Origin of the sequence: Stenotrophomonas sp. DR822 (assembly GCF_019793815.1) — a bacterium.
In the GTDB taxonomy this organism is placed as follows: domain Bacteria; phylum Pseudomonadota; class Gammaproteobacteria; order Xanthomonadales; family Xanthomonadaceae; genus Stenotrophomonas; species Stenotrophomonas indicatrix.
Genome location: NZ_CP081826.1, coordinates 2,863,254 through 2,884,026, shown reverse-complemented (window position 1 = coordinate 2,884,026; position 20,773 = coordinate 2,863,254). Strand labels below are relative to the sequence as shown.

Below are 20,773 nucleotides of genomic sequence, written 5' to 3'. Positions count from 1 at the left end.
ACTCGCCTTTGTAGAGCCGAGCCCGTGCTCGGCTGCTTTCCATCGCGTCGGGGTCAGAGCCCTCCTACGGGAGGGATCCGACCCCGGCGGTGATCAGATCACCGTCAGGTTGGCATACGCCATCACCAGCCACTTGCTGCCGGCGTCGGCGAACTCGATCTGCACGCGTGCGTGGGCACCGTTGCCTTCGTAGTCGGTCACCATGCCTTCGCCGAACTTGGGATGGTTGACCAGCGCACCCAGCTTGATCGGCGGCGTTTCGATGGCGGCGTGTCCCATCACCCGGCTTGCGCCCATCGACGCCGGCCGCGAGACCTGCACCTTCGGCCGCACTTCGTGCAGCAGCTCGCGCGGGATCTCGCGCAGGAAACGCGAAGGCAGGCTGTAGTTGTCCTGGCCGTGGATGCGCCGCGATTCAGCGTAGCTCAGCACCAGCTTCTGCCGCGCGCGGGTGATGCCGACGTAGGCCAGCCGACGCTCTTCCTCCAGCCGCCCGCTTTCCTCCAGCGACCGTGCACTGGGGAACAACCCCTCTTCCACGCCGGCCAGGAACACCAGCGGGAATTCCAGGCCCTTGGCCGAGTGCAGCGTCATCAGCTGCACGCCTTCCTCGCCGGCCTGCGCCTGGCCCTCACCGGCCTCCAGCGCCGCGTAGGCCAGGAACGCGACCAGCTCGTCCATGTCCTCGCCCACTTCCTCGATGTCGTCGGCACGGCGCACGAAGCGCGAGGCCACCGACACCAGTTCGTCGAGGTTGTCGGTGCGCGATTCCGAATCCAGCGCGTTGCGGCTTTCCTTGCTCCAGTGCTCGCGCAGCTGCGAGCGCACCAGTACATGGTCCACGCGCTCGGCCAGGGTCATCTGCAGGGTCTGCGCCTGCAGTTCGTTGACCAGCACCAGGAAGCCGGCCAGTGCATTACGGGCACGCGCCGCCAGCGCACTGCCCTGGGTCACCAGCATGGTGGCTTCCCACAGCGAGATGCCCTGGGCGCGCGCTTCGCGGCGCACTTCGTCCAGCGTGCGGTCACCGATGCCACGCGTGGGCGTATTCACTGCGCGCTCGAATGCAGCGTCGTCGTTGCGGTTGGACAGCAGCCGCAGGTAGGCCAGCGCATCCTTCACTTCGGCGCGCTCGAAGAAGCGCATGCCGCCATACACGCGGTACGGTACCTGTTCGCTCAGCAGCGCTTCTTCCAGCGCGCGCGACTGCGCGTTGCTGCGGTAAAGCACGGCCACTTCGGTGTAGCTGCCGCCGTCGCGCACCCATTGCCGTGCGCGCTCGACGATGTAGCGCGCCTCATCCATCTCGTTGTACGCCGCGTACAGGTCGATCGGCTCGCCGTCACCACTGTCGGTCCACAGCTGCTTGCCGATGCGGTCCGGGTTGTGCGCGATCACCGCGTTGGCGGCGCTGAGGATGTTGGCGGTGGAACGGTAGTTCTGCTCCAGGCGGATGGTCTGCGCGCCCGGGAAATCGCGCAGGAAGCCCTGCACGTTCTCGACCTTGGCGCCGCGCCAGCCGTAGATGGCCTGGTCATCATCACCGACCACGAACACGTGGCCCTCATGCCCGGCCAGTACCCGCACGAAGGCGTACTGGATGGCGTTGGTATCCTGGAATTCGTCCACCAGGATCTCGCGGAACCGCGCGCGGTAGTGCGACAGCAACGGCGGATTGTCGCGCAGCAGTTCGTGCGCGCGCAGCAGCAGCTCGGCGAAATCGACCAGGCCGGCACGGTCACACCGCGCCTGGTACTCGGCGTAGGCCTGGCGCATGGTTTCCAGCCACGCATCGTTCGGCTCGGGCTGGATGTGCTGCGGGCGGCGGCCCTCATCCTTCTGCGCGTTGATCCACCAGGCAATCTGCTTGGGCGGGTACTTGCCGTCATCCAGCTCCAGCGCCTGTACCACGCGCTTGACCAGCCGCAGCTGGTCGTCCGAATCCATCACCTGGAAGCCTTCAGGCAGCTTGGCATCCTGCCAGTGCAGGCGCAGCAGGCGGTTGGCCAGGCCGTGGAAGGTGCCGATCCACATGCCGCGGCTGCCATGCGGCAGCTGCGCGTCGATGCGATGGCGCATCTCGCCGGCGGCCTTGTTGGTGAAGGTCACCGCGAAAATGCCGTGGGTCGGCACGCCTTCGACTTCATGCAGCCAGGCAATGCGGTGGGTGAGTACGCGCGTCTTGCCCGACCCGGCACCGGCCAGCACCAGGTGGTGACCGAGGGGAGCGGAGACGGCTTCGCGCTGGGCCGGGTTCAGGCCATCAAGCAAGTGGGAGACATCCATGCCTCCATTTTACGGCATCGACGTCGCAGCTCCTGCGACCACCTGCGTGGCGAGTGCCTGCGCCTGCTGACGCAGTTCAGGCACCGCCAGGCTTTCCCACAGGCTGCCGATGCGCAGGCTGCCAAGTACCCCCAGGCGCGCCTGTGGCTGGCCAGCCGCTGCACACAGCCGGTCGCCCGGCACGCTGCTGTCCAGTCCCAGCCCATGCGGGCCGGGGCGGGCCAGCCCATCGGCCTGCAGCTGCTGCAGCAAGGGATTGCGCAGTGCCGAGGCGCGGGTCTCCACACCGGTGGCATTGACCACCGCAGCGATCGTCCACTGCACGTTGCCGCCGCCCGCCTCGCGACCCGACAGCCGCAGGACATCACCGTCGCGCCACACGCGCTGCAGGCGGGCGCGGTGAACGCGCAGCTGGCCGCTGGCCTGCAGCGCCTGCAACTGCTCGGCCACCGGTTCAGCAATGCGATGGCGGTGCACGTCCCAGTAGCGCACCACGTGGCGCAGGAAGCGGCGCTGATCGGGGGCGTCCATGCTCTGCCACAGCGCCTGGCCGTGCGGGCGGATGCGATCCATCACGCCCTGCCACGGGATGCCGTCGGCCTGTGCGTGCCGTGCGTGGCGGCGCAGTACGCGCAGGCGCTGGCGCAGGGTCATCGGCAGCAGCTCCTGCGGGTCGAACGCCGGCAGGCCGCCGTGGGCGTGCGGCAATGGCAGCAGGCCGTGGCGCGAGATCACGTGCAGCGGCCCGCTATGGCCAGCAGCCACCAATGCCAGCACGGTGTCGGCCATGCTCAGCCCGGAGCCGACGATGGCCAGGGCATGGTCACTGGCCAGCGTGCGTACGCCGTCATAATCCCAAGCTTCGGCCACGTCATCGGCAGATAGCGCGTCGACGCCGTCCACCGGCAACGGCCGCATGCTGTTGCCGGTGGCGATCACCACCTGCGCTGCATGCAATGTTTGGCCATCGCCCAGCTGCAACTGGTAACCGCGGTCATCCGGATGCAATGCCAACACCGGCTGGGCCACGATCTGCAATCGCGCCGCACTGGCCGCTTCGGCCTCGCGCAGGCGCTGCTGCAGGTAGGCAGCGAAGTAGTGGCGACACACATAGCGTTCGCCCAGCACTTCGCGCGCCTCGCCCGGATAGGCGTTGGCGGCCTGCAGGAAATCGAGGAAGTCGCCGGGCTGGTCGGCAAAGGCGCTCATCTTCGCCGCCGGCACGTTCAGCAGGTGCTCCGGCCACGGCGTGGCATAGGCAATGCCCTGTGCCAGCTGCGAGGCCGGCTCGAAGATGGCCAGCGCCAGCGGCGCTCGGGCCTGGCGCAACACCTGGATCGCCACCAGCACCCCAGCCGCACCACCGCCGATGATCGCCAGGTCCAGTTCGCCACTACGCGGTGAATCAGTCATGCGCCGATTGTAGGCCATCGGCCCTGCCCGGCTGGCGCCGGCCTACATCAAGGCATCGGCCAGGCGCGCGATGCCCTCGCGGCTGCGCAGCCACGTGGGACGCTTGCGCCACTGCTCCAGGTCCAGCAGGCGCGACTGGCGCAGGTAGTCGTCCTCGATGGCACACAACTGCGTGACCAGTTGTCGGTCATAGCAGATCAGGCCGATTTCGGCATTCAGCGCGAACGAGCGGATATCCATGTTGATCGACCCGAGCACGGCGATGTCCTCATCCACGCTCATGTGCTTGGCATGCAGGAACTGCGGCTCGTACAGCGCGATCTGCACACCGCAGCGCAGCAGCTCATCGTAGTAGGCCTCCTGCGCCCACGAGGTCAGCCGCTGGTTGTTGCTGGCCGACAGGATCAGCTGCACCTGCACGCCGGACAGCGCGGCGATGCGCAGTGCACTCAGCGTTGCTTCGTCGGGCACGAAGTAGGGCGTGACCATCACCAGCCGGCGCCGGGCAAGATGGATCAGCGCGGCCACCGCATCGCGCGCGTTGCTGTACGGGTAGGCAGGGCCACTGGGCAGCAGCTGGGTGGCGATGTCCTCGCTGCACACCGGCACGTCGGCGATGACCTCCAGGCGCTGCCCGGTTTCGATGTACCAGTCGCTGGCGAACACGGCTTCAAGGTGCGCCACCGCAGGCCCGCGCACGCGCGCCACCAGCTCGCGGTTGGGGTGGCCGGCAACGAATTCAGGGCGCGCCAGGTTCTGCGAACCTACATAGCCCACTTCGTTGTCGATCACCGCGATCTTGCGATGGTTGCGCAGGTCCATGCGCCCGCTGCGGCGCCAACGCAGGCCGCCGGGCAGCATCGCGCGCACTTCGATGTCACGTGACCGCAGCCGCTTGCTGTATGCGCGCAGGCCCCGCTTGGCGCCGACCGCATCCAGCAGCACGCGGCACTGCACGCCGCGCGCTGCGGCACGCTGCAGGGCTTCGACGATGGCCTCGCCCACCGTGTCATCGAACATCAGGTAGTACAGCAGGTGCACCCGGTCCTGGGCCTGGTCGATGTCGGCGATCAGGGTATGCAGCGATTCGCTGTAGTCGGTCAGCAGGTCGACCGCGTTGCCGTGCACCGGCATGAAGTCGCCCTGGCGCTGCACCAGCGGCACCACTTCGGCGCTGGCGGTATCGGCCTGCGGCGTCCAGCGCAGGCGGCGCTGCAGCGCCTGTTCTTCACGGATGACCTGCGAGGCCTCGGCCTGCCGGCGGATGCGCTCGCGCGACAGCCACGGATGCCCGAACAGCAGGTAGAGCGGCAGGCCCAGCAGCGGCACGAAGCCGACCAGCAGCAGCCAGCTGCGCGCCGCGCCCGGCGTGGTGCGGGTGGGGATCCAGCACAGCGCCACCAGCCGGATCAGCCAGTCGATCAACAGCAGGTACGAGCCCAGCAGCCACTCGAACAGCATCGCGTCGCCCGTTGGGAGGTGTGGGGCCATTCTGCCCAGCGGGGTGTGCAGAGTCGAGCAGCGCTGGGGACAGCGTGCCGACCAACGGTCGGCACCCACGGGGTCGGAACGTGTCGGTCAAGGTCGACACCTACCAGGGGCGGGGGGCCACAAAAAAACCCGCCACGAGGGCGGGTTTTTTTGGAAGCGACCCGCAATCCTTGCGGATTACTTGATCTTGCCTTCCTTGTACGGGACGTGCTTGCGCACGACCGGATCGTACTTGGAGAATTCCATCTTCCCCGGGGTGTTCTTCTTGTTCTTGTCGGTCGTGTAGAAGTGACCGGTACCAGCGGTCGAAATCATACGGACCTTATCGCGCTTGCCTGCCATGATCGTCTACTCCTCAGACCTTTTCGCCGCGCGCACGCAGCTCAGCCAGAACGGAATCGATACCGTTCTTGTCGATGGTGCGCAGTGCATGCGCGGAAACACGAAGCTTCACCCAGCGGTTCTCGCTGGCAACCCAGAAGCGGCGCTCGTGCAGATTCGGCAGGAAACGACGACGGGTCTTGTTGTTGGCGTGCGAGACGTTGTTACCCGTCTGCACTCGCTTGCCGGAAACCTGGCATACGCGGGACATGGCGCACCTCGATAGTAAGTTGTGTCTCCCCGTAGCCCGGGGGACGGCGGCCTCGGTGGTTGCCCACCACACGTCAAGAGAATCAAAGGGTTACGCTGGCGTTGGGCGGCCGGGGACGTGCTCCCGGGGGCGCCGCCCGGCACGAAACCGGACACAGCGAGCCGCGCATTATGCACGCAATCAAGACCTTGCGCAACTTACCCACAGGCCACGCCTGAACACGATGGCGGCGCCCTGCCCTCAGCGCAGGTGCGGCACCACCTGGGCCAGCAGGTGGGCATCCTTCAGTGCGCCATGCAGGCCGCGGGTGCCGGGAATGCGCAGGCGCTGCAGCACATCGTCGAGCTTGTTGGGCATGCCCGGCCAGCGCTTGCGGGCCAGCTTCAGGCTGCAGGTCACGCGGCAGTGCTGGGCCAGCCCTTCGGCGATGCCGGCCAGGCGCAGCTCGTTGTCGAGGAAGCCGACGTCAAAGGTGGCGTTGTGCGCGACCATCTCGCTGCCACGCAGGAACTCCAGCAGTTCGGCGGCCTTGCTCGCAAACAGCGGCTTGCCCACCAGCATGGCATCGCTGATGCCGTGCACGCGCTGCGCGCCCCAGTCCACCTTCCGCTGCGGCTGCAGGTAGGTGTGGAACTGGCGACCGCTGAGTTGTCCATCGACCAGTTCCACCGCCCCGATTTCAATCACCCGATGGCCCAGGCGATGCGAGATACCGGTGGTTTCGGTGTCCAGTGCGACGACGCGGCTCACGGCGCACGCCGGTATGCAGCGGCCGGCATGCGGCAGACAAGGGACGGTAGGGATGGCAGTGCGGTCATGCGGTGCTGGATCCTGTTGCGCGCGCCCCGTGCGGCGGGGGCAGATGAGGCGGGATTGTCCCACGCGGTGCGTCGGCAGGAGCGCGGACGAACACAGCGATGCCGGCATACTGGTGATTCACTGCGGAGGCTCCAATGCGACTGCTGGCCCTCACCTACGGCACCGAAGGCGATACGCGCCCGCTGGCCATGCTCTGCCATGGGCTGATCGCGGCCGGTCACGAGGTCATGCTGCTGGCCGACGGCGGCACCCTCGACAGCGCGAAGGCCTTGGGCGTCCCGCACGCCGCGCTGGAAGGCGACATCCACGACGAAGTGGTGGCGCTGGTCTCACGCGGCAATGGCGTTGCCGCCGCCAGCACCGGGCTGGCACGGATGGCGCTGCAACATGTCGCCGGTTGGATGCGCCAGGCCGATGCTGCTGCCGACGGCTGCGATGCGATCCTGACCGGTGGCCTGGCTGCGTTCGTCGGCATGAGCGTCGGCGAGCGTCGCGGCCTTCCGGTGATCGGCGCCGGCATGATTCCGCTGACGCCGACGCGCGCGTTCCGCTCGCCCTTCCTGCCGCCCGGACGCTCGCCGGGCTGGTTGAACCGGGCCAGTTATGGCCTGGTCAACGGCCTGATCTGGCGACAGTTCCGCGGCCCGATCAACACGGCCCGCCAGCACGCCGGGCAGCCACCACGACGTTCCCTCTGGGCTGGCCTGCCGATGCTGTATGGCATCTCGCCACAGCTGCTGCCACCGCCTTCGGACTGGCCGGCCGACCACCTCGTGTGCGGCCAATGGTCGGCCCCTGCTGCGCCGTGGCAACCGTCGTGCGAACTGCGGGCTTTCCTCGATGCAGGACCGCCGCCGGTCTATCTGGGCTTCGGCAGCATGACCGGCTTCGAGCGCGAACGTGTGCTGCCGGCGCTGTTGTCGGCGCTGGCGCCGCGCCGCGTGCTGCTGTTTCCCGGTTGGGTCGGCGTGCCCGACATGACGCTGCCCGACTCGGTACGGGTGATCGGCCCGACCCCGCATGAAGCGTTGTTGCCGCGCTGCGCACTGGCGATCCACCACGGCGGCAGCGGCACCACGCATTCGGCATGCCGCGCCGGCATACCGTCGATGGTGATGCCGTTCGCCGCCGACCAGTTCTTCTGGGCCGATCGCCTGCAGCACCTGGGCGTGGCACCGGCGCCACTGTCACCCAAGCGGTTGCAGCCGAAGGTGTTGGCCGATGCACTGGCGTTCGCCGAGCATGCCGATACACGCGCCCGGGCGGCCGCGCTGGGCGCTGCAATGGCGAACGAGGATGGAGTGGCATGCGGCGTGGCCGCACTCGAGCGGTGGCTCAGCCCAACGTCTCCACCACCCAGTCAATGAACACCCGCAGCCGCTGGCTCATGTGCCGGTTCGGCGGGAACATCACGTGCATCGGCATCGGCGGCAGCTGCCAATCGTGCAGCACGGGCAGCAGCTCGCCGCGCGCCACATGTGGTTCGGCCATGTAGCTGGGCAGCGCGACCACGCCGAGGCCGGCCAGGCCAGCGGCCAGATAGGCGTTGCCATCATCGAAGCCGATTGAGTAGCGCCCCTGCACCTCGACGCGCTCGGCGCCACGCTGCGCGGTGAACACGCGGGCGCGGCCACTGCGTGGGCTGAGAAAACCGACCGTGTGGTGGTCCGGCCCTTCCAGCGCGCGCGGGTGTTCCGGCACACCGAACCGCTGCACATAGCCCGGGCTGGCATGGAAGCCGATCGGCAGGCGCGCCAGCGGTCGTGCCACCAGCGCGGGATCGGCAGGCGCGCCACCACGGATCACGCAATCGACGTTGTCGGCGATGACATCGACCTCGCGGTCGCTGACGCCGATGTCCAGCTGGATCTCCGGATAGCGGGCCTGGAAATCCGGCAGTGCCGGCACCAGCCGCAGGCGCGCATACGGCCCCGGCACGTCGACGCGCAGGCGCCCGCGCGGTTGTGCGGCGGCCTCGCCCAGCCCCCCTTCGACCTCTTCCAGCTCGGCCAGCAGGCGCACGATGCGCGGGTAATACGCCGCGCCATCGGCGGTAACGCTGACCCGGCGCGTGGTGCGGTTGAGCAGCCGCAACCGCAGATGCGCTTCCAGCTGCTGCACCAGCTGGGTGACCGTGGTGCGGCTGAGCTGCAGGGTGTGCGCGGCGCGGGTGAAGCTGCCGGTCTCCACCACCCGGGCGAACGCGCGCATCGCTTCGAAACGGTCCATGGCCGTGGCTGTGATTGTTTGGAATATGCAATCAATCTAGACAGATGATCACGGTTTATCCAGACAGCGGCGGCGGGGAGGATGGTCCGCTCCCGTCTGGAATCCGTCCCATGTCCCACCGTGATGTTGTCTTTCCCGCCGGCCGGCAGGCGCTGTACGAGCGCAACCGCTATTCGCCGGCGATCCGATCCAATGGCTTCCTGTTCGTCTCCGGCCAGGTCGGCAGCCGCGAGGACGGCTCGCCCGAACCGGACTTCGAGACCCAGGTCCGCCGCGCCTTCGAGAATCTCAATGCGGTGTTGGCCGCCGCAGGCTGCACGTTCGATGACGTGATCGACGTGACCGTGTTCCTGGTCGATCCGGAAACGAACTTCGAGAAGGCCTGGGCGATCATGCCCGAGTACTGGGGCCAAGCGCCGCACCCGACCCTGACCGGCATCGGCGTGACCTGGCTGTATGGGTTCCAGTTCGAGATCAAGGTGATCGCCAAACTGCCCGCAGACCGGTAGTGCCGGCCGTTGGCCGGCAGCGCATTGCGCCAGCAGGGTTCATGGGATTGCCGGCCAGCGGCCGGCACCCCGGACACCCGCCTGAACGGAACACGCCGACAAATTCCCGAGGTGGCCATTGATATTGTATCCACCGAAAACCGCTTGCTAGCCTCCCCTCCATGCGCCGGATCGCCCGCCACCTTCGTTCGACCCTGCTGATGCTGCTGATGGCGGCATTCGTGGTCGTGCCGGTGGCCGATGTGCTGGCGTGTGCGGTGGAACCGCACGACAGCACGGTGGTGCATGTGCAATCCGGCGCCGAAGACGCCGACGGTGACAGTGACAACGACGGCAAGCACGCCGCTGCCTGCAGCCACAACCACTGCCACCACTCCAACCTGAGCCTGCCGGCGAGCACCTTCGCCGCCTTTGGCACGCCGCGACCGGCGCGCTGGATGAATGCAGGCGACGCGGCGACCTATGCGGTCGCCCAGGACGAACTGGCACGTCCTCCCCGGGCGTGAGTTGAGCGCGTCCCGCAATCGCGGGCTCCCGTTTCACTCACAACCGGAATCCCCCTATGTCGATCCTGACACCTCGGTCGCCGCGCGCGGCCGGGCTGGTCGTCGCCGTGCTGCTGGGCCTGATCCCCGCCGCACAGGTCGCCGCACAAGCCGCACCTTCGTACGACACCCTGCTTGAACGCCTGGACCAGCTGCCCGGCGCCCGCGTCGGCGCGGCACTGGCCGAGGCGGCCGACGCCCGCGCCGACCAGGCCCGGGCGCTGCCCAATCCATCCCTTTCCTGGTCCGCCGAAAACGCTTGGGGCACAGGCGCCTACGGCGGCATGGGCAGGGCCGACACCGTGCTTACCCTGTCCCAGCCGCTGGAGGTCTGGGGCCAGCGCGGCGCGCGCGTCCGCGCCGCCCGCGCCGAGGCACAGGCCGCTGCCCTGCGGGGTACGCAGAGCCGCAGCGATGTCGCCAGCCAGTTGGCGGCGATCTACGCACAGGCCGAAAGCGCCCTGCGTCGCTACACGCTGGCCGAAGAAGCGCTGAGCCTCACCCGCGACGATGCGGCGGCGGTCATCGCCATGGTCAAGCATGGCCGCGAGCCGCAGTTGCGTGCCGTGCAGGCACAGAGCGAAGTGGCCAATGCCAGCGCCGCGCTGGATGAGGCGCAGGCCTTCCGCGACGCCGCGCTGGCCCGCCTGGCCGGTGCGGCCCTGCTGGATGCACCGGTGCAGACCATCGACAACAGCCTGCTCGATCGCGCACCGCCAGTACCGCGTGGCGCCACCGATGTGGCTCTGGCCGTGCGCGTGGCCGAAGCCGAAGTTGATGCGGCCGGTCGTCTAGTCGACGTCGAGCGCAAGCGTGCCCTGCCCGACCTCAGCGTTACCGCCGCGCAGACGCGTTTCCGCGAGGACCGCGAACAGGCCTACACGCTCGGCGTGAGCCTCTCGATCCCGTTGTTCGACCGCAATCGTGGTGGCATCCGCGCCGCCAGTGCCGAACAGCGCGCGGCCGAAGCGCGCTTGGACCAGCAGCGGCGCGACAGCGAAGCCGAACGCTTGTCGGCGGTAGCGGGCCTGAAGGCCGCCGGCAGCCGCACCCGCGCGGCCGACGAAAGTGTGGTAGCCGCCGAGGAAGCCTATCGGCTGGCGCGCATCGGCTTCGACGCCGGGCGCATCTCGCAGCTGGAACTGCGCAGCACCCGCAGTGCCCTCATCGCCGCCCGCGGCACCGCTGTGGACGCGCGCCTGTCGCGCGTTGGCGCGGAAATCGATCTCGCCCGCCTTGAAGGGCGCGCACCCTTTGTGGAGGCCCGATGAACCTGTCCCGTTCTTTTCCGCTGGTTGGCGGCTTGTTGCTGACTGCATTGCTGGCCGGTTGTTCTGGTAACACACAGGCCCCGAATGCCTCGGAGCCCGCCGGCAAGGCAACAGCCGACGATGGCCACGCCGCCGACAGCACCGACGCCAAGGCCGAAACCGGCAACGCGGCAGATGCCGATGAAGGCGTGGTGCAGCTGACGCCAGAGCAGATCAAGGCATCCGGCATCGACGTGGTGGCCGTCGGCCGCGGCGGCGGTGGTTCGACGCGGCTGTCCGGCCGGGTGGAACCGTCGATCGGTGCACGTGCCTCGGTCGCTTCCACCGTGACCGGTCGCGTGGAGCGCGTGCTGGTCGCACCGGGCACGGCAGTGAAGCAGAACCAGGCGCTGGCGATCGTGGTCAGTGGCGAGGCGGCCGTGTTCCGCGCCAATGCGGTTGCCGCCGCCGCGGAGGCCGAGGCGGCGCGCCTGGCCCACGGCCGCGACAAGGCACTGGTCGAACAGGGCGTGGTCGCTCGCCAGGAACTGGAAACCTCACGCGCGCGCTCGCTGGCGGCGCAGGCGCAGGCCGCTGCCGCGCAGGCACAGGCCGCCGCCACCGGTTCACCCGACAGCAGCGGCCGCGTGCGCATCACCAGCCCGGTGGCCGGCATCGTCGGCAACGTGCAGGTCACGCCCGGCGGCGTGGTGGCGGCCGGCAGCCCGGTGGCCGACGTCGCCGATCCGTCGATGAACGAGCTGGTGTTCACCGCGCCACCGGCGCTGGCCGCGCAGGTCACGCCGGGCATGACGCTGGAAGTGACCGTGCCGGGCGGCAGCTTCAGTGCCACCGTCACCGGTTCGGCCGCCGATGTGCGCCAGCAGGGTGGCGTGGCGGTGATCCGTGCCACGCCGGTGGGTGCCGCATTGCCACCGGCCGGTTCGCCGGTATCGGCGGTGGTGGTCACCGACGGCAAGGACGGCGCGTTGAGCGTACCGGCTGATGCGGTACAGAACGTCGGCGGCAACAGCGCGGTATTCGTCGCCGTCGAGGGCGGCTTCAAGGTGCAGCCGGTACTGGCCGGCCGACGTGCCGGTGACCGCATCGAGATTCTCAGCGGCTTGAACGGCGACGAACGCATCGTCGGCGCCAACGCGTTCCTGCTCAAGGCCGAACTGGCCAAGGGCGAAGCCGAGCACGGGCACTGAGGACCTTCCATGTTCAAGCTCATCATTGAAACCGCGGTACGCCACCGCTGGCTGGTCGTGGCCCTGGCTGCACTCGTTGCCGCCGTGGGCCTGTTCCAGCTCGGCAAGCTGCCGATCGATGCGGTACCGGACATCACCAACCGCCAGGTGCAGATCAACACCGTGGCACCGGCACTGACGCCCGAGCAGATCGAGCGGCAGGTGACCTATCCGCTGGAAACCGCGCTGGCCGGCATCCCCGGCCTGGCCACCACCCGTTCGCTGTCGCGCAATGGCTTCTCGCAGGTCACCGCGATCTTCACCGATGCCACCGACATCTACTTCGCCCGCCAGCAGGTGGCCGAGCGCATGCGCGAGGCCGCCGAAGCGCTGCCCGAGGGTGCCTCGCCGATGCTGTCGCCGGTCACCACCGGCCTCGGCGAGGTGTTGATGTGGACGGTGGACTTCACCGCGTTCGACCCTGCGAAGCTGGCCAAGCCCGGTGAAGCTGGCTGGCAGGCCGGCGAGGTCTACCGCACGCCGGAAGGCAACCTGCTGCGCACGCCGGAAGAACGCGCCACCTACCTGCGCACCGTGCAGGACTGGATCATCGCGCCGCAGATGCGCTCCAGCCTCGGGCTGGCGGGCGTGGACACCGTCGGTGGCTACGTGAAGGAATACGGCGTGCATCCGGACAGCGCGCGGTTGGCCGCGCATGGCCTGGGCCTGGCCGATCTGGTGACGGCCCTGCAGCGCTCCAACGTGCAGGCCGGTGCCGGCTTCGTGCAGCGCGCCGGCGAGGGCCTGGTGGTGCGTGCCGACGGTCTGGCACTGACCACCGACGACCTGGCACAGGCGCCGGTAGCCACCCGCAACGGCGTGGTGGTGCGGGTGGCCGATGTGGCCGATGTCGGCCTAAGCCGCGCACCGCGCCTGGGGGCGGCCAGCCGCAACGGCCACGAGGCCGTGCTCGGTACCGCGCTGATGATCGCCGGCGGCAACAGCCGCACCGTGGCCCAGGCGGCCGCCACACGGCTGCAGCAGGTCAATGCCTCGCTGCCGGCGGACATCGTGGCCGCGCCGGTGCTGGACCGCAGCGTGCTGGTCAATTCCACCATCAAGACCGTGGCCAGGAACCTCACCGAGGGCGCGCTGCTGGTGGTGGTGGTGCTGTTCCTGCTGCTCGGCAACCTGCGCGCGGCGACGATCACCGCACTGGTGATCCCGCTGTCGTTCCTGTTCGCGGTGATCGGCATGAACCGCTTCGGCATCAGTGGCAACCTGATGAGCCTGGGTGCGCTGGACTTCGGCATCCTGGTGGACGGCGCGGTGATCGTGATCGAGTCGACGCTGCTGATGCTGGGCCAGCGTCGTGCCGAACTGGGCCGTGCGTTGACCGCGATGGAACGCCTGCGCGTAGCGGCCGATTCGGCGCGAAAGATGGCACGACCGGCCGCGTTCGGCCAGCTGATCATCCTGCTGGTGTTCGCACCGATCCTCACCCTGGAAGGTGTGGAGGGCAAGACGTTCCACCCGATGGCCGCCACGTTCATGCTGGCCCTGGTGGGTGCCTTCATCTTCTCCTTCACCTTCGTGCCGGCGATGGCCGCGCTGATGGTGCGCGAGCCGAAGCCGAAGGAAGGCGAGGCACACAGTGATGATGGCCAGCACGAAACGAAGCTGATCCGCGTGCTGCGTGGACGCATCGAGCCGATCATCCGCCAGGCCGTCGCGCGGCCGCGCGCGGTGATCGCCGGCGCAGCGCTGATGCTGCTGGTGGGCATTGGCTCGTTCGGCCTGCTCGGCCGCGAGTTCATGCCTACCCTGGATGAAGGCAACGTGGCGATGCAGGCACTGCGCGTCCCGTCTACTTCGCTGGAGCAGTCGCTGGCGATGCAGCTGGCACTGGAGAAGGCCATCGCCCAGCAACCGGAAGTGGAAACGGTGTTCTCGCGTACCGGTACGGCCGAAGCGGCAATCGACCCGATGCCGACCAACATCTCCGACAGCGTGATCGTGCTCAAGCCACGTGCGGACTGGCCCGATCCGAAGCTGGGCAAGGAGGCGCTGGTGGCCCGCTTCGAAGCACTGGCCGGCCAGCAGCTGGGCAACAGCTTCGAGTTCAGCCAGCCGATCGAGCTGCGCTTCAACGAGCTGATTTCCGGCGTGCGCACCGACCTGGCGGTAATGATCTTCGGCGATGACTTCAGCCAGCTGCAGAAGGTGGCCGACCAGGTGGCGCTGAAGCTGCGCGCGGTGGAGGGCGCGGCCGATGTGCGGGTTGAGCAGATTTCCGGCCTGCCCACGCTCAACGTCAAGATCGACCATGTAGCGGCAGCGCAGTACGGGCTGACCGCCGCCGACGTCAGCGATGCGCTGTCCACCGGCATCGGCGGCATGGCAGCCGGCAAGATATTCGAAGGCGACCGTCGCTTCGATGTGGTGGTGCGGCTGGATGACAGCGCACGCAACGATCCGGATCAGCTGGCCTCGCTGCCGATCGCCACGCCGGCCGGTGTGGTGATTCCGCTGTCCTCGGTAGCGCGCATCAGCGTCAGCGAAGGACCGAACCAGATCAGCCGCAACAACGGCAGCCGCCGGGTGGTGGTGCAGGCCAACGTGCGCGGCCGCGACCTCGGCGGATTCGTTGGCCAAGCACAGGCCGCCGTGGCCGACGTGGCGCTGCCGCCCGGTGCGTACCTGACCTGGGGTGGCCAGTTCGAGAACCTGCAGCGCGCGGAAAAGCGCCTGGCCACGGTGGTGCCGGTGGTATTCCTGCTGATCGGCAGCCTGCTGTTCATGGCCCTGCGCAGCGGCAAGGAAGCGGTGCTGGTGTTCAGCTGCGTACCGCTGGCGCTGGTCGGCGGCATCCTCGCCCTGCTGCTGCGCGGCATGCCGTTCTCGGTGTCGGCCGCAGTGGGCTTCATCGCCGTGTCCGGCGTGGCCACGCTCAACGGCCTGGTGCTGATGCAGGCGATCCGCGAGCGCCTGGACGCCGGTGACGTGCCGATGATGGCCGCGATCAATGGTGCATCCAGCCGTATCCGCGCGGTGCTGACCACCGCACTGGTGGCCATCGTCGGCTTCATTCCGATGGCGATCGCCAGTGGTTCCGGTGCGGAAGTGCAGAAGCCGCTGGCGACGGTGGTGATCGGTGGCCTGATCACCGCCACGGTGCTGACCCTGCTGGTGCTGCCGACCTTCGCCGCGCGCGTGGCCAAGGTGCGGACGGCTGGCTGAAAGTTCACGGGGTCGGATCCTGTGATCCGCCCCCGTCTACCGCGCTTCGCGCTCGCCGGGCATGGCCCGGCGCTACCACCGCACGTTCCGCTAGCGCCGGGCCATGCCCGGCGACACGGCGATCAGGCCTTCTTGCGCTCGGCAATGTACGCCTGGATCTGCTGCTCCAGCACCGGCAACGGCACCGAACCCTGCTTCAGCAGGGTGTCGTGGAAGCCCTTGACGTCGAACTTGTCGCCCAGCTCCTTCTCGGCCTGCGCACGCAGGCGCACGATGGCGATCTCGCCGAGCTTGTAGCTCAACGCCTGCCCCGGCCAGGAAATGTAGCGATCCACTTCGGTGGTCACTTCGTGCTCACTCAGCGCCGTGTGGTCACGCAGGTAGGCCAGCGCCTGCTCGCGGCTCCAGCCCTTGCTGTGCACGCCAGTGTCGATCACCAGGCGCGTGGCGCGCCACATCTCGTAGGTCAGGCGACCGAAATCCTCGTACGGGGTTTCGTAGATACCCATTTCCACGCCCAGCTTCTCGCAGTACAGCGCCCAACCTTCGCCATAGGCGGAGATGTAGGCGTTGCGGCGGAACTCCGGCAGGTTCTTCTGCTCGGCAGCGATGGCACCCTGCAGTGCATGGCCCGGATCGGATTCGTGCAGGGTCAGCGCCGGCAGGTTGTACAGCGGGCGCGATGGCAGGTTGTAGGTGTTGAGCCAATAGGTGCCCATTCCACCACGGCCGGCGGTCCAGAACGGCGCGATGTCCGGCGGCACCGGCACGATGGTGAAGCGCGCGCGCGGCAATGTCATGTACTTGCCGAGCTGGCCATCGGCGCGCTTGGAGATCCATGCGGCACGCGACAGCAGTTCTTCCGGCGTCTTGGCATAGAACTGCGGGTCGGTACGCAGGAAGGTCAGGAACTCGGCAAAGCTACCCTTGAACTTCACCTGCTTGATGATGTCGTTCATTTCCTTCTGGATGCGTGCCACTTCATCCAGGCCGATGCGGTGGATCTCGTCCGGCGACAGGTCCAGCGTGGTGTATTCGTGGATCTGCTGCTTGTAGTACGCCTTGCCGTCAGGCATCGCTTCGGCGGCCAGGGTGGTGCGCGCCTGTGGCACGTATTCGTTGACGAAGAAGGTGCGCAGTTGCTGGAACGCCGGCACCACCTTGCCGCTGATCGCCGCGCGGGCCTGTGCCTGCAGCTTGGCCTGCTCCGCAGCCGGGACGGTGTTGGGCAGCTTCTTGAACGGCGCGTACAGCGGCGATTCGGTCGGGTCCTTCAGTTCGGCGACAGTGGCGATGGACACCTCGCGGCCATCGAGCACCGCACGCGGCACGCTGAAGCCGCGCTTCAGGCCGGCGCGCATGTTCCCGGTCTGCTGGTCGAAGTAGCGCGGCACATCATTCAGGCGCGCGATGTAGTTCTGGTAGTCCTGCACGGTCTTCATTTCGCGCCGGGCCATGAAGGACAGGTTGGACCAGAACGAGGAATCGGCGTTGAACGGCATCTCGTAGCCGCGCAGGCGCACTTCTTCGGCCAGGTTGAACACCTGGTCGCGGTAGATCGCGTAGTTGACCTGGTTGTCGGGCGAAAGGGTCTTCGGGTCGATCTTCTTCAGCGCGGCCAGGGTCTGGTCCCATACCTCCAGGCGTGCCTGCTGCGCGGCCGGGCCGACGTCGGGCATGCGGGTGGCATTGGCCGGTGCGTCCTCGTCCTCGCTGGCCTCGCCGCCGCCTTGCTGGCGCCACTTCCATTCCTTCTCGTACAGCGCGCGGAAGGCGGCATCGGCGGGCGATTCAGTGGCCACGCTGGCCGGCGCGGCGGCAGTGGGCGGTGCGGCCAACGCCACGGCAGGGGCGGACAGGGCAATCAGCAGGGCAACGGCAAGACGGGTTTTCACAAGCACAGGTTCCCGGGAAGGCAGGCCCCGATCATGGCACCCCGCACCGCCCATGGCATGGGACGAAGGTCCTGCCTGGGCCTAGCCCTGGTAGCTGCCAACCTTGGTTGGCAGGCGGGGAGACCCAGCGCCCAAGGCGCGTGGTAGCGCCGGGCCATGCCCCGCGAGCGCGCAGCGCGGCCGATGTTCGCCGCCATCCCACAGCCGCCGGGCATGGCCCGGCGCTACCACAGCGGTGCCGACCAAGGTCGGCCTCTACCGGGGCGTCAGTGACTGGCCTTGTCCCGCTTCCAGCCGCGATGCTTGATGTCCAGCTGCAGGCTGTACAACGCGGTGAACGCCGGGAACAGGTTCTGCAGCACGCCCACCGAGTCCTGCTTGGCCGAGAACAGGAAGTAGCTCAGCGTCATCAGGCTGCCGACCACGCTCATGTACCAGAACAGGCGCGGGATCACCGGCTTGCCGGCGCGCTTGGAGGCGATGAACTGGACCAGCCAGCGGCCACCGAACATCAACGCGCCGGTGTAGCCGATCAGCTTCCAACCGGTCACATGCAGGCCGGTCCAGTACAACCAGGTCAGCGGCTGGTCCAGCCAGTGCAGCTCCAGATCCATCAACGCTCCTCCACCGCAGTGCGCTTGCTGCGGGTAATCAGCCAGGCCACGCCGCGCAGGTCGCGGATGCCGACCAGCGCGCGGCCCAGGTTGTTGTACTTGGACACGCCGGCCGTACGGTGGCGATGGTTGACCGGCACGCTGGTGGTCTTCCAGCCGGCGCGCTGCATCAGCGCCGGCAGGTAACGATGCATGTGGTCGAAGTACGGCAGATCGAGGAAGGCGTTGCGCTCGAACAGCTTGATGCCGCAGCCGGTATCGGGGGTGTCATCGCGCAGCATGCGCGCGCGGATGGCATTGGCCCACTTGCTGGCCCAGCGCTTGCTGCCGCTGTCCTGGCGGTTGACGCGCCAGCCGGCGAGCAGCTTCACCTGGGCGTCGGCCGCATCACGGGCGTCCAGCAGCTTGGGGATGTCGGCCGGGTCGTTCTGGCCATCACCGTCGAGGGTGGCGATCCACGGCGCACGCGCGTGCTTGACGCCGGTACGTACCGCGGTGCTCTGCCCGCTCTGCGAGACGTGGTGCAGCACGCGCAGCTCCGGCGTGGTGGCCTTCAGGCCCTGCAGTACGGCCAGGGTGTCATCGCGCGAATGATCGTCGATGTAGACGATCTCGAACGGCAGCCGTCCGCGCAGTGCAGCGGTGATTTCGGCCACCAGGGGCGCGACGTTGTCGCGCTCGTTGAATACAGGGACAACGACGGACAGATCGGGTTGGCTCATGGGGGGACTCGGCCAAGAAGGGACAAAGACCGCGCATTTTCCGAAGCCGAGGTTATCCGAAGATGAATCCAGCGGCGTGAGGATCGGTTTTCAGGCGCGATCAGCAAAATACTCGCGGCACCACTGCACCACCGGCGGCAGGCCCTGTTCGATCGGCATGACCGGTTCGTAGCCAAATGCGTCATGTGCGCGCCGGGTATCGGCCATCGTGCGCACCATGTCGCCCGGCTGCATCGGCTTGTAGACCTTCTGCGCGGGGCGACCGGCGGCCTGCTCGATCACGCCGATGAAGCGCTCCAGCTCGACCGGCGTGTGGTTGCCGAGGTTGAACACCCGGTGCGGCACCGGACCATCCGCCGGATGCGCGAGGGCGCCGAGAATACCGGCCACGATGTCGGAGACATGTGTGAAATCGCGCTGCATGCGGCCTTCGTTGAACACGTCGATCGAACGGCCAGCCAGCACCGCGCGCGAGAACAGCAGCGGCGCCATGTCCGGCCGGCCCCACGGGCCATACACGGTGAAGAAGCGCAGGCCGGTGGCACGCAGGCCATACAGCTGTGCGTAGGTGTAGGCCATCAGTTCATTGGCGGCCTTGGTGGCGGCATACAGCGAGCGCGGCTGGTCCACGCGCTGGTCTTCGGAAAACGGCGGCGTGGCCGAATCGCCGTAGACCGAACTGCTGGACGCATACACCAGATGCTGCACGCCACGGTGGCGGCACAGTTCGAGCATGTTGACGAAGCCGACCAGGTTGCTGTCGACGTAGGCGTGCGGGTTTTCCAGCGAATAGCGCACGCCGGCCTGCGCGGCCAGGTGGATCACCGCGGTCGGCTGTATTTCGTCGAAAAGCGCGGCCAGGCCGTCGCGGTCGGTCAGGTCCAGCGTGCGCAGATCCAGCGTCGGGCACAGCGCGGCCACGCGGTCGCGCTTGATCTGCGGGTCGTAGTAATCGTTGAAGTTGTCCAGGCCGACCACCGACTGGCCCGCATCAAGCAGGGCACGGGCGGTGTAGGCACCGATGAAGCCGGCTGCGCCGGTGAGCAGGATGGTCATTGCGGTGAGCCTGGAATTCAACGTTCGATTCAGTAGTGATGGCGTCTGATGGTACGCGCAGGGCCTAGAACAGGCCGAAACGCTTCTTGGCCACATTGGTACGCCCCGGCTGGATGACATCCTGGATGTTCTTCGCATCGAAGCGGTCCAGCAGGGTTTCCGAGTCCTTTTTCAGCTTCAGGTCCATCTCTTCCGGGTACAGCGGCACGATCGCCATGAACTCGATGGTGGTGCCGTCTTCCAGCGCCAGCGTGCCGAAGTCGTCCGGGGTCGTGACCGGCGGCAGCACGATGGCGCCATCGAACCCCACGCCCGGTGCATAGGGCTCGGACGGATGGCCGTTGGGAATGGTGTGTCCGAAGCCCAGCCAGGTGTCGTACTCGTGCGGCAGCCGCGCCAGGGTCTTCAACAGGCGCACCGGCCAATAGTTGCGCTCATCCTCGAAGGCATCCTGGGTGATCGGCCAATCCGCCGGCAGGGTCACCATCAGTTCCATGTGCCGGGGAGCGTCCACCTCGTCGGGCACGGCCATCGGCAGATCACTCATGCCCGAGGTCACCAGCCGCAGGTACGGGCACTCGTCGGTGGCGGGCACCACATGCACGTCGATATGCACGATATCGGAGATGATTTCGTGGAAGACACCGGAGATCGGGCCAAGATGGCGCTCGATGTAGGCGCTGATCTCTTCGATGTGCGACTCGCCCTGGGCCGGGGTGAAGTCCTTCTCGCGGCTGTGCACGAGGATCGGGCTGCCGCCCGGGCTGACGTCGTCTACTTCAATGGTCATGTCCTGCTCCCTGGATGAGCCACGGGGCGGAGCGGCCCACCTGCGGTGGACGACGCGGCCTCCGGCACGCGCGGCGGTGCGTTCCCTGCAATCGACGGCACACGGCAGGAACGGGCCGTACGCCCATGAAGA

At 67.8% G+C, this 20,773-nt stretch carries 18 protein-coding genes; 6 read left to right on the top strand and 12 right to left on the bottom strand.

The window, feature by feature from the left end:
- Positions 1-93: 93 nt before the first annotated feature.
- From uvrD to dnaQ, 6 genes are all read right to left on the bottom strand, one after another.
- Positions 94-2,286 carry a DNA helicase II gene (gene uvrD, locus K5K93_RS13220; RefSeq protein ID WP_032976788.1) on the bottom strand — a complete coding sequence of 731 codons (2,193 nt, stop codon included), beginning with the start codon at positions 2,284-2,286 and terminating at the stop codon, positions 94-96.
- Between the two features lie 9 nt (positions 2,287-2,295).
- Positions 2,296-3,717 (bottom strand): FAD/NAD(P)-binding protein, encoded by a 1,422-nt coding sequence (locus tag K5K93_RS13215; RefSeq protein WP_222388125.1) that lies wholly within the window; start codon positions 3,715-3,717, stop codon positions 2,296-2,298.
- A 24-nt stretch (positions 3,718-3,741) separates the two neighbouring features.
- Positions 3,742-5,160, bottom strand: a complete 1,419-nt coding sequence (gene cls, locus K5K93_RS13210) for a cardiolipin synthase (RefSeq protein ID WP_093821058.1) — start codon at positions 5,158-5,160, stop codon at positions 3,742-3,744.
- A 207-nt stretch (positions 5,161-5,367) separates the two neighbouring features.
- Positions 5,368-5,535 carry a 50S ribosomal protein L33 gene (rpmG, locus tag K5K93_RS13205; protein ID WP_170272460.1) on the bottom strand — a complete coding sequence of 56 codons (168 nt, stop codon included), beginning with the start codon at positions 5,533-5,535 and terminating at the stop codon, positions 5,368-5,370.
- Positions 5,536-5,545: 10 nt separating this feature from the next.
- Positions 5,546-5,782, bottom strand: a complete 237-nt coding sequence (rpmB, locus tag K5K93_RS13200; RefSeq protein ID WP_005411638.1) for a 50S ribosomal protein L28 — start codon at positions 5,780-5,782, stop codon at positions 5,546-5,548.
- Positions 5,783-6,022: 240 nt separating this feature from the next.
- Positions 6,023-6,532 carry a DNA polymerase III subunit epsilon gene (gene dnaQ / locus K5K93_RS13195; RefSeq protein ID WP_208081474.1) on the bottom strand — a complete coding sequence of 170 codons (510 nt, stop codon included), beginning with the start codon at positions 6,530-6,532 and terminating at the stop codon, positions 6,023-6,025.
- A 203-nt stretch (positions 6,533-6,735) separates the two neighbouring features.
- On the opposite strand from dnaQ, the gene K5K93_RS13190 reads away from it, so the two are divergent.
- Complete coding sequence (locus K5K93_RS13190; RefSeq protein ID WP_222388124.1) at positions 6,736-7,968, top strand: glycosyltransferase; 1,233 nt, start codon at positions 6,736-6,738, stop codon at positions 7,966-7,968.
- Here the strand turns inward: K5K93_RS13190 and K5K93_RS13185 are convergent.
- The gene (locus K5K93_RS13185; RefSeq protein WP_080149557.1) at positions 7,937-8,830 is read right to left on the bottom strand and encodes a LysR family transcriptional regulator; all 894 of its coding nucleotides are present in this window, start codon (positions 8,828-8,830) and stop codon (positions 7,937-7,939) included. The two genes, K5K93_RS13190 and K5K93_RS13185, sit on opposite strands and share 32 nt — an antisense overlap.
- Before the next feature lie 110 nt (positions 8,831-8,940).
- Here K5K93_RS13185 and K5K93_RS13180 point away from each other — a divergent pair, with 110 nt between their 5' ends.
- The 5 genes from K5K93_RS13180 to K5K93_RS13160 all read left to right on the top strand — a co-directional run bounded on the left by K5K93_RS13180 (position 8,941) and on the right by K5K93_RS13160 (position 15,564).
- A complete protein-coding gene (locus K5K93_RS13180; protein ID WP_222388123.1) occupies positions 8,941-9,339 on the top strand; it encodes a RidA family protein in 399 nt (132 codons plus the stop codon).
- A gap of 161 nt (positions 9,340-9,500) precedes the next feature.
- A complete protein-coding gene (locus K5K93_RS13175; RefSeq protein ID WP_222388122.1) occupies positions 9,501-9,845 on the top strand; it encodes a hypothetical protein in 345 nt (114 codons plus the stop codon).
- A 56-nt stretch (positions 9,846-9,901) separates the two neighbouring features.
- Complete coding sequence (locus K5K93_RS13170; RefSeq protein WP_222388121.1) at positions 9,902-11,155, top strand: TolC family protein; 1,254 nt, start codon at positions 9,902-9,904, stop codon at positions 11,153-11,155.
- Complete coding sequence (locus tag K5K93_RS13165) at positions 11,152-12,345, top strand: efflux RND transporter periplasmic adaptor subunit (RefSeq protein WP_222388120.1); 1,194 nt, start codon at positions 11,152-11,154, stop codon at positions 12,343-12,345. The genes K5K93_RS13170 and K5K93_RS13165 overlap by 4 nt, the downstream gene beginning before the upstream one ends.
- 9 nt (positions 12,346-12,354) lie before the next feature.
- The gene (locus K5K93_RS13160) at positions 12,355-15,564 is read left to right on the top strand and encodes a CusA/CzcA family heavy metal efflux RND transporter (protein ID WP_222388119.1); all 3,210 of its coding nucleotides are present in this window, start codon (positions 12,355-12,357) and stop codon (positions 15,562-15,564) included.
- A 122-nt stretch (positions 15,565-15,686) separates the two neighbouring features.
- Here K5K93_RS13160 and K5K93_RS13155 read toward each other — a convergent pair whose 3' ends face one another.
- The 5 genes from K5K93_RS13155 to K5K93_RS13135 form a co-directional block, all read right to left on the bottom strand.
- A complete protein-coding gene (locus tag K5K93_RS13155) occupies positions 15,687-17,459 on the bottom strand; it encodes a DUF885 family protein (protein ID WP_093821071.1) in 1,773 nt (590 codons plus the stop codon).
- 266 nt (positions 17,460-17,725) lie between these two features.
- A complete protein-coding gene (locus K5K93_RS13150) occupies positions 17,726-18,073 on the bottom strand; it encodes a lipid-A-disaccharide synthase N-terminal domain-containing protein (protein WP_005414908.1) in 348 nt (115 codons plus the stop codon).
- The gene (locus tag K5K93_RS13145) at positions 18,073-18,795 is read right to left on the bottom strand and encodes a glycosyltransferase family 2 protein (RefSeq protein WP_093821073.1); all 723 of its coding nucleotides are present in this window, start codon (positions 18,793-18,795) and stop codon (positions 18,073-18,075) included. Before K5K93_RS13145 ends, K5K93_RS13150 begins: the two co-directional genes overlap by 1 nt.
- A 90-nt stretch (positions 18,796-18,885) precedes the next feature.
- Complete coding sequence (locus K5K93_RS13140) at positions 18,886-19,851, bottom strand: NAD-dependent epimerase/dehydratase family protein (RefSeq protein WP_222388118.1); 966 nt, start codon at positions 19,849-19,851, stop codon at positions 18,886-18,888.
- A 64-nt stretch (positions 19,852-19,915) separates the two neighbouring features.
- The gene (locus K5K93_RS13135) at positions 19,916-20,641 is read right to left on the bottom strand and encodes a suppressor of fused domain protein (RefSeq protein WP_093821077.1); all 726 of its coding nucleotides are present in this window, start codon (positions 20,639-20,641) and stop codon (positions 19,916-19,918) included.
- Between the last annotated feature and the right edge of the window lie 132 nt (positions 20,642-20,773).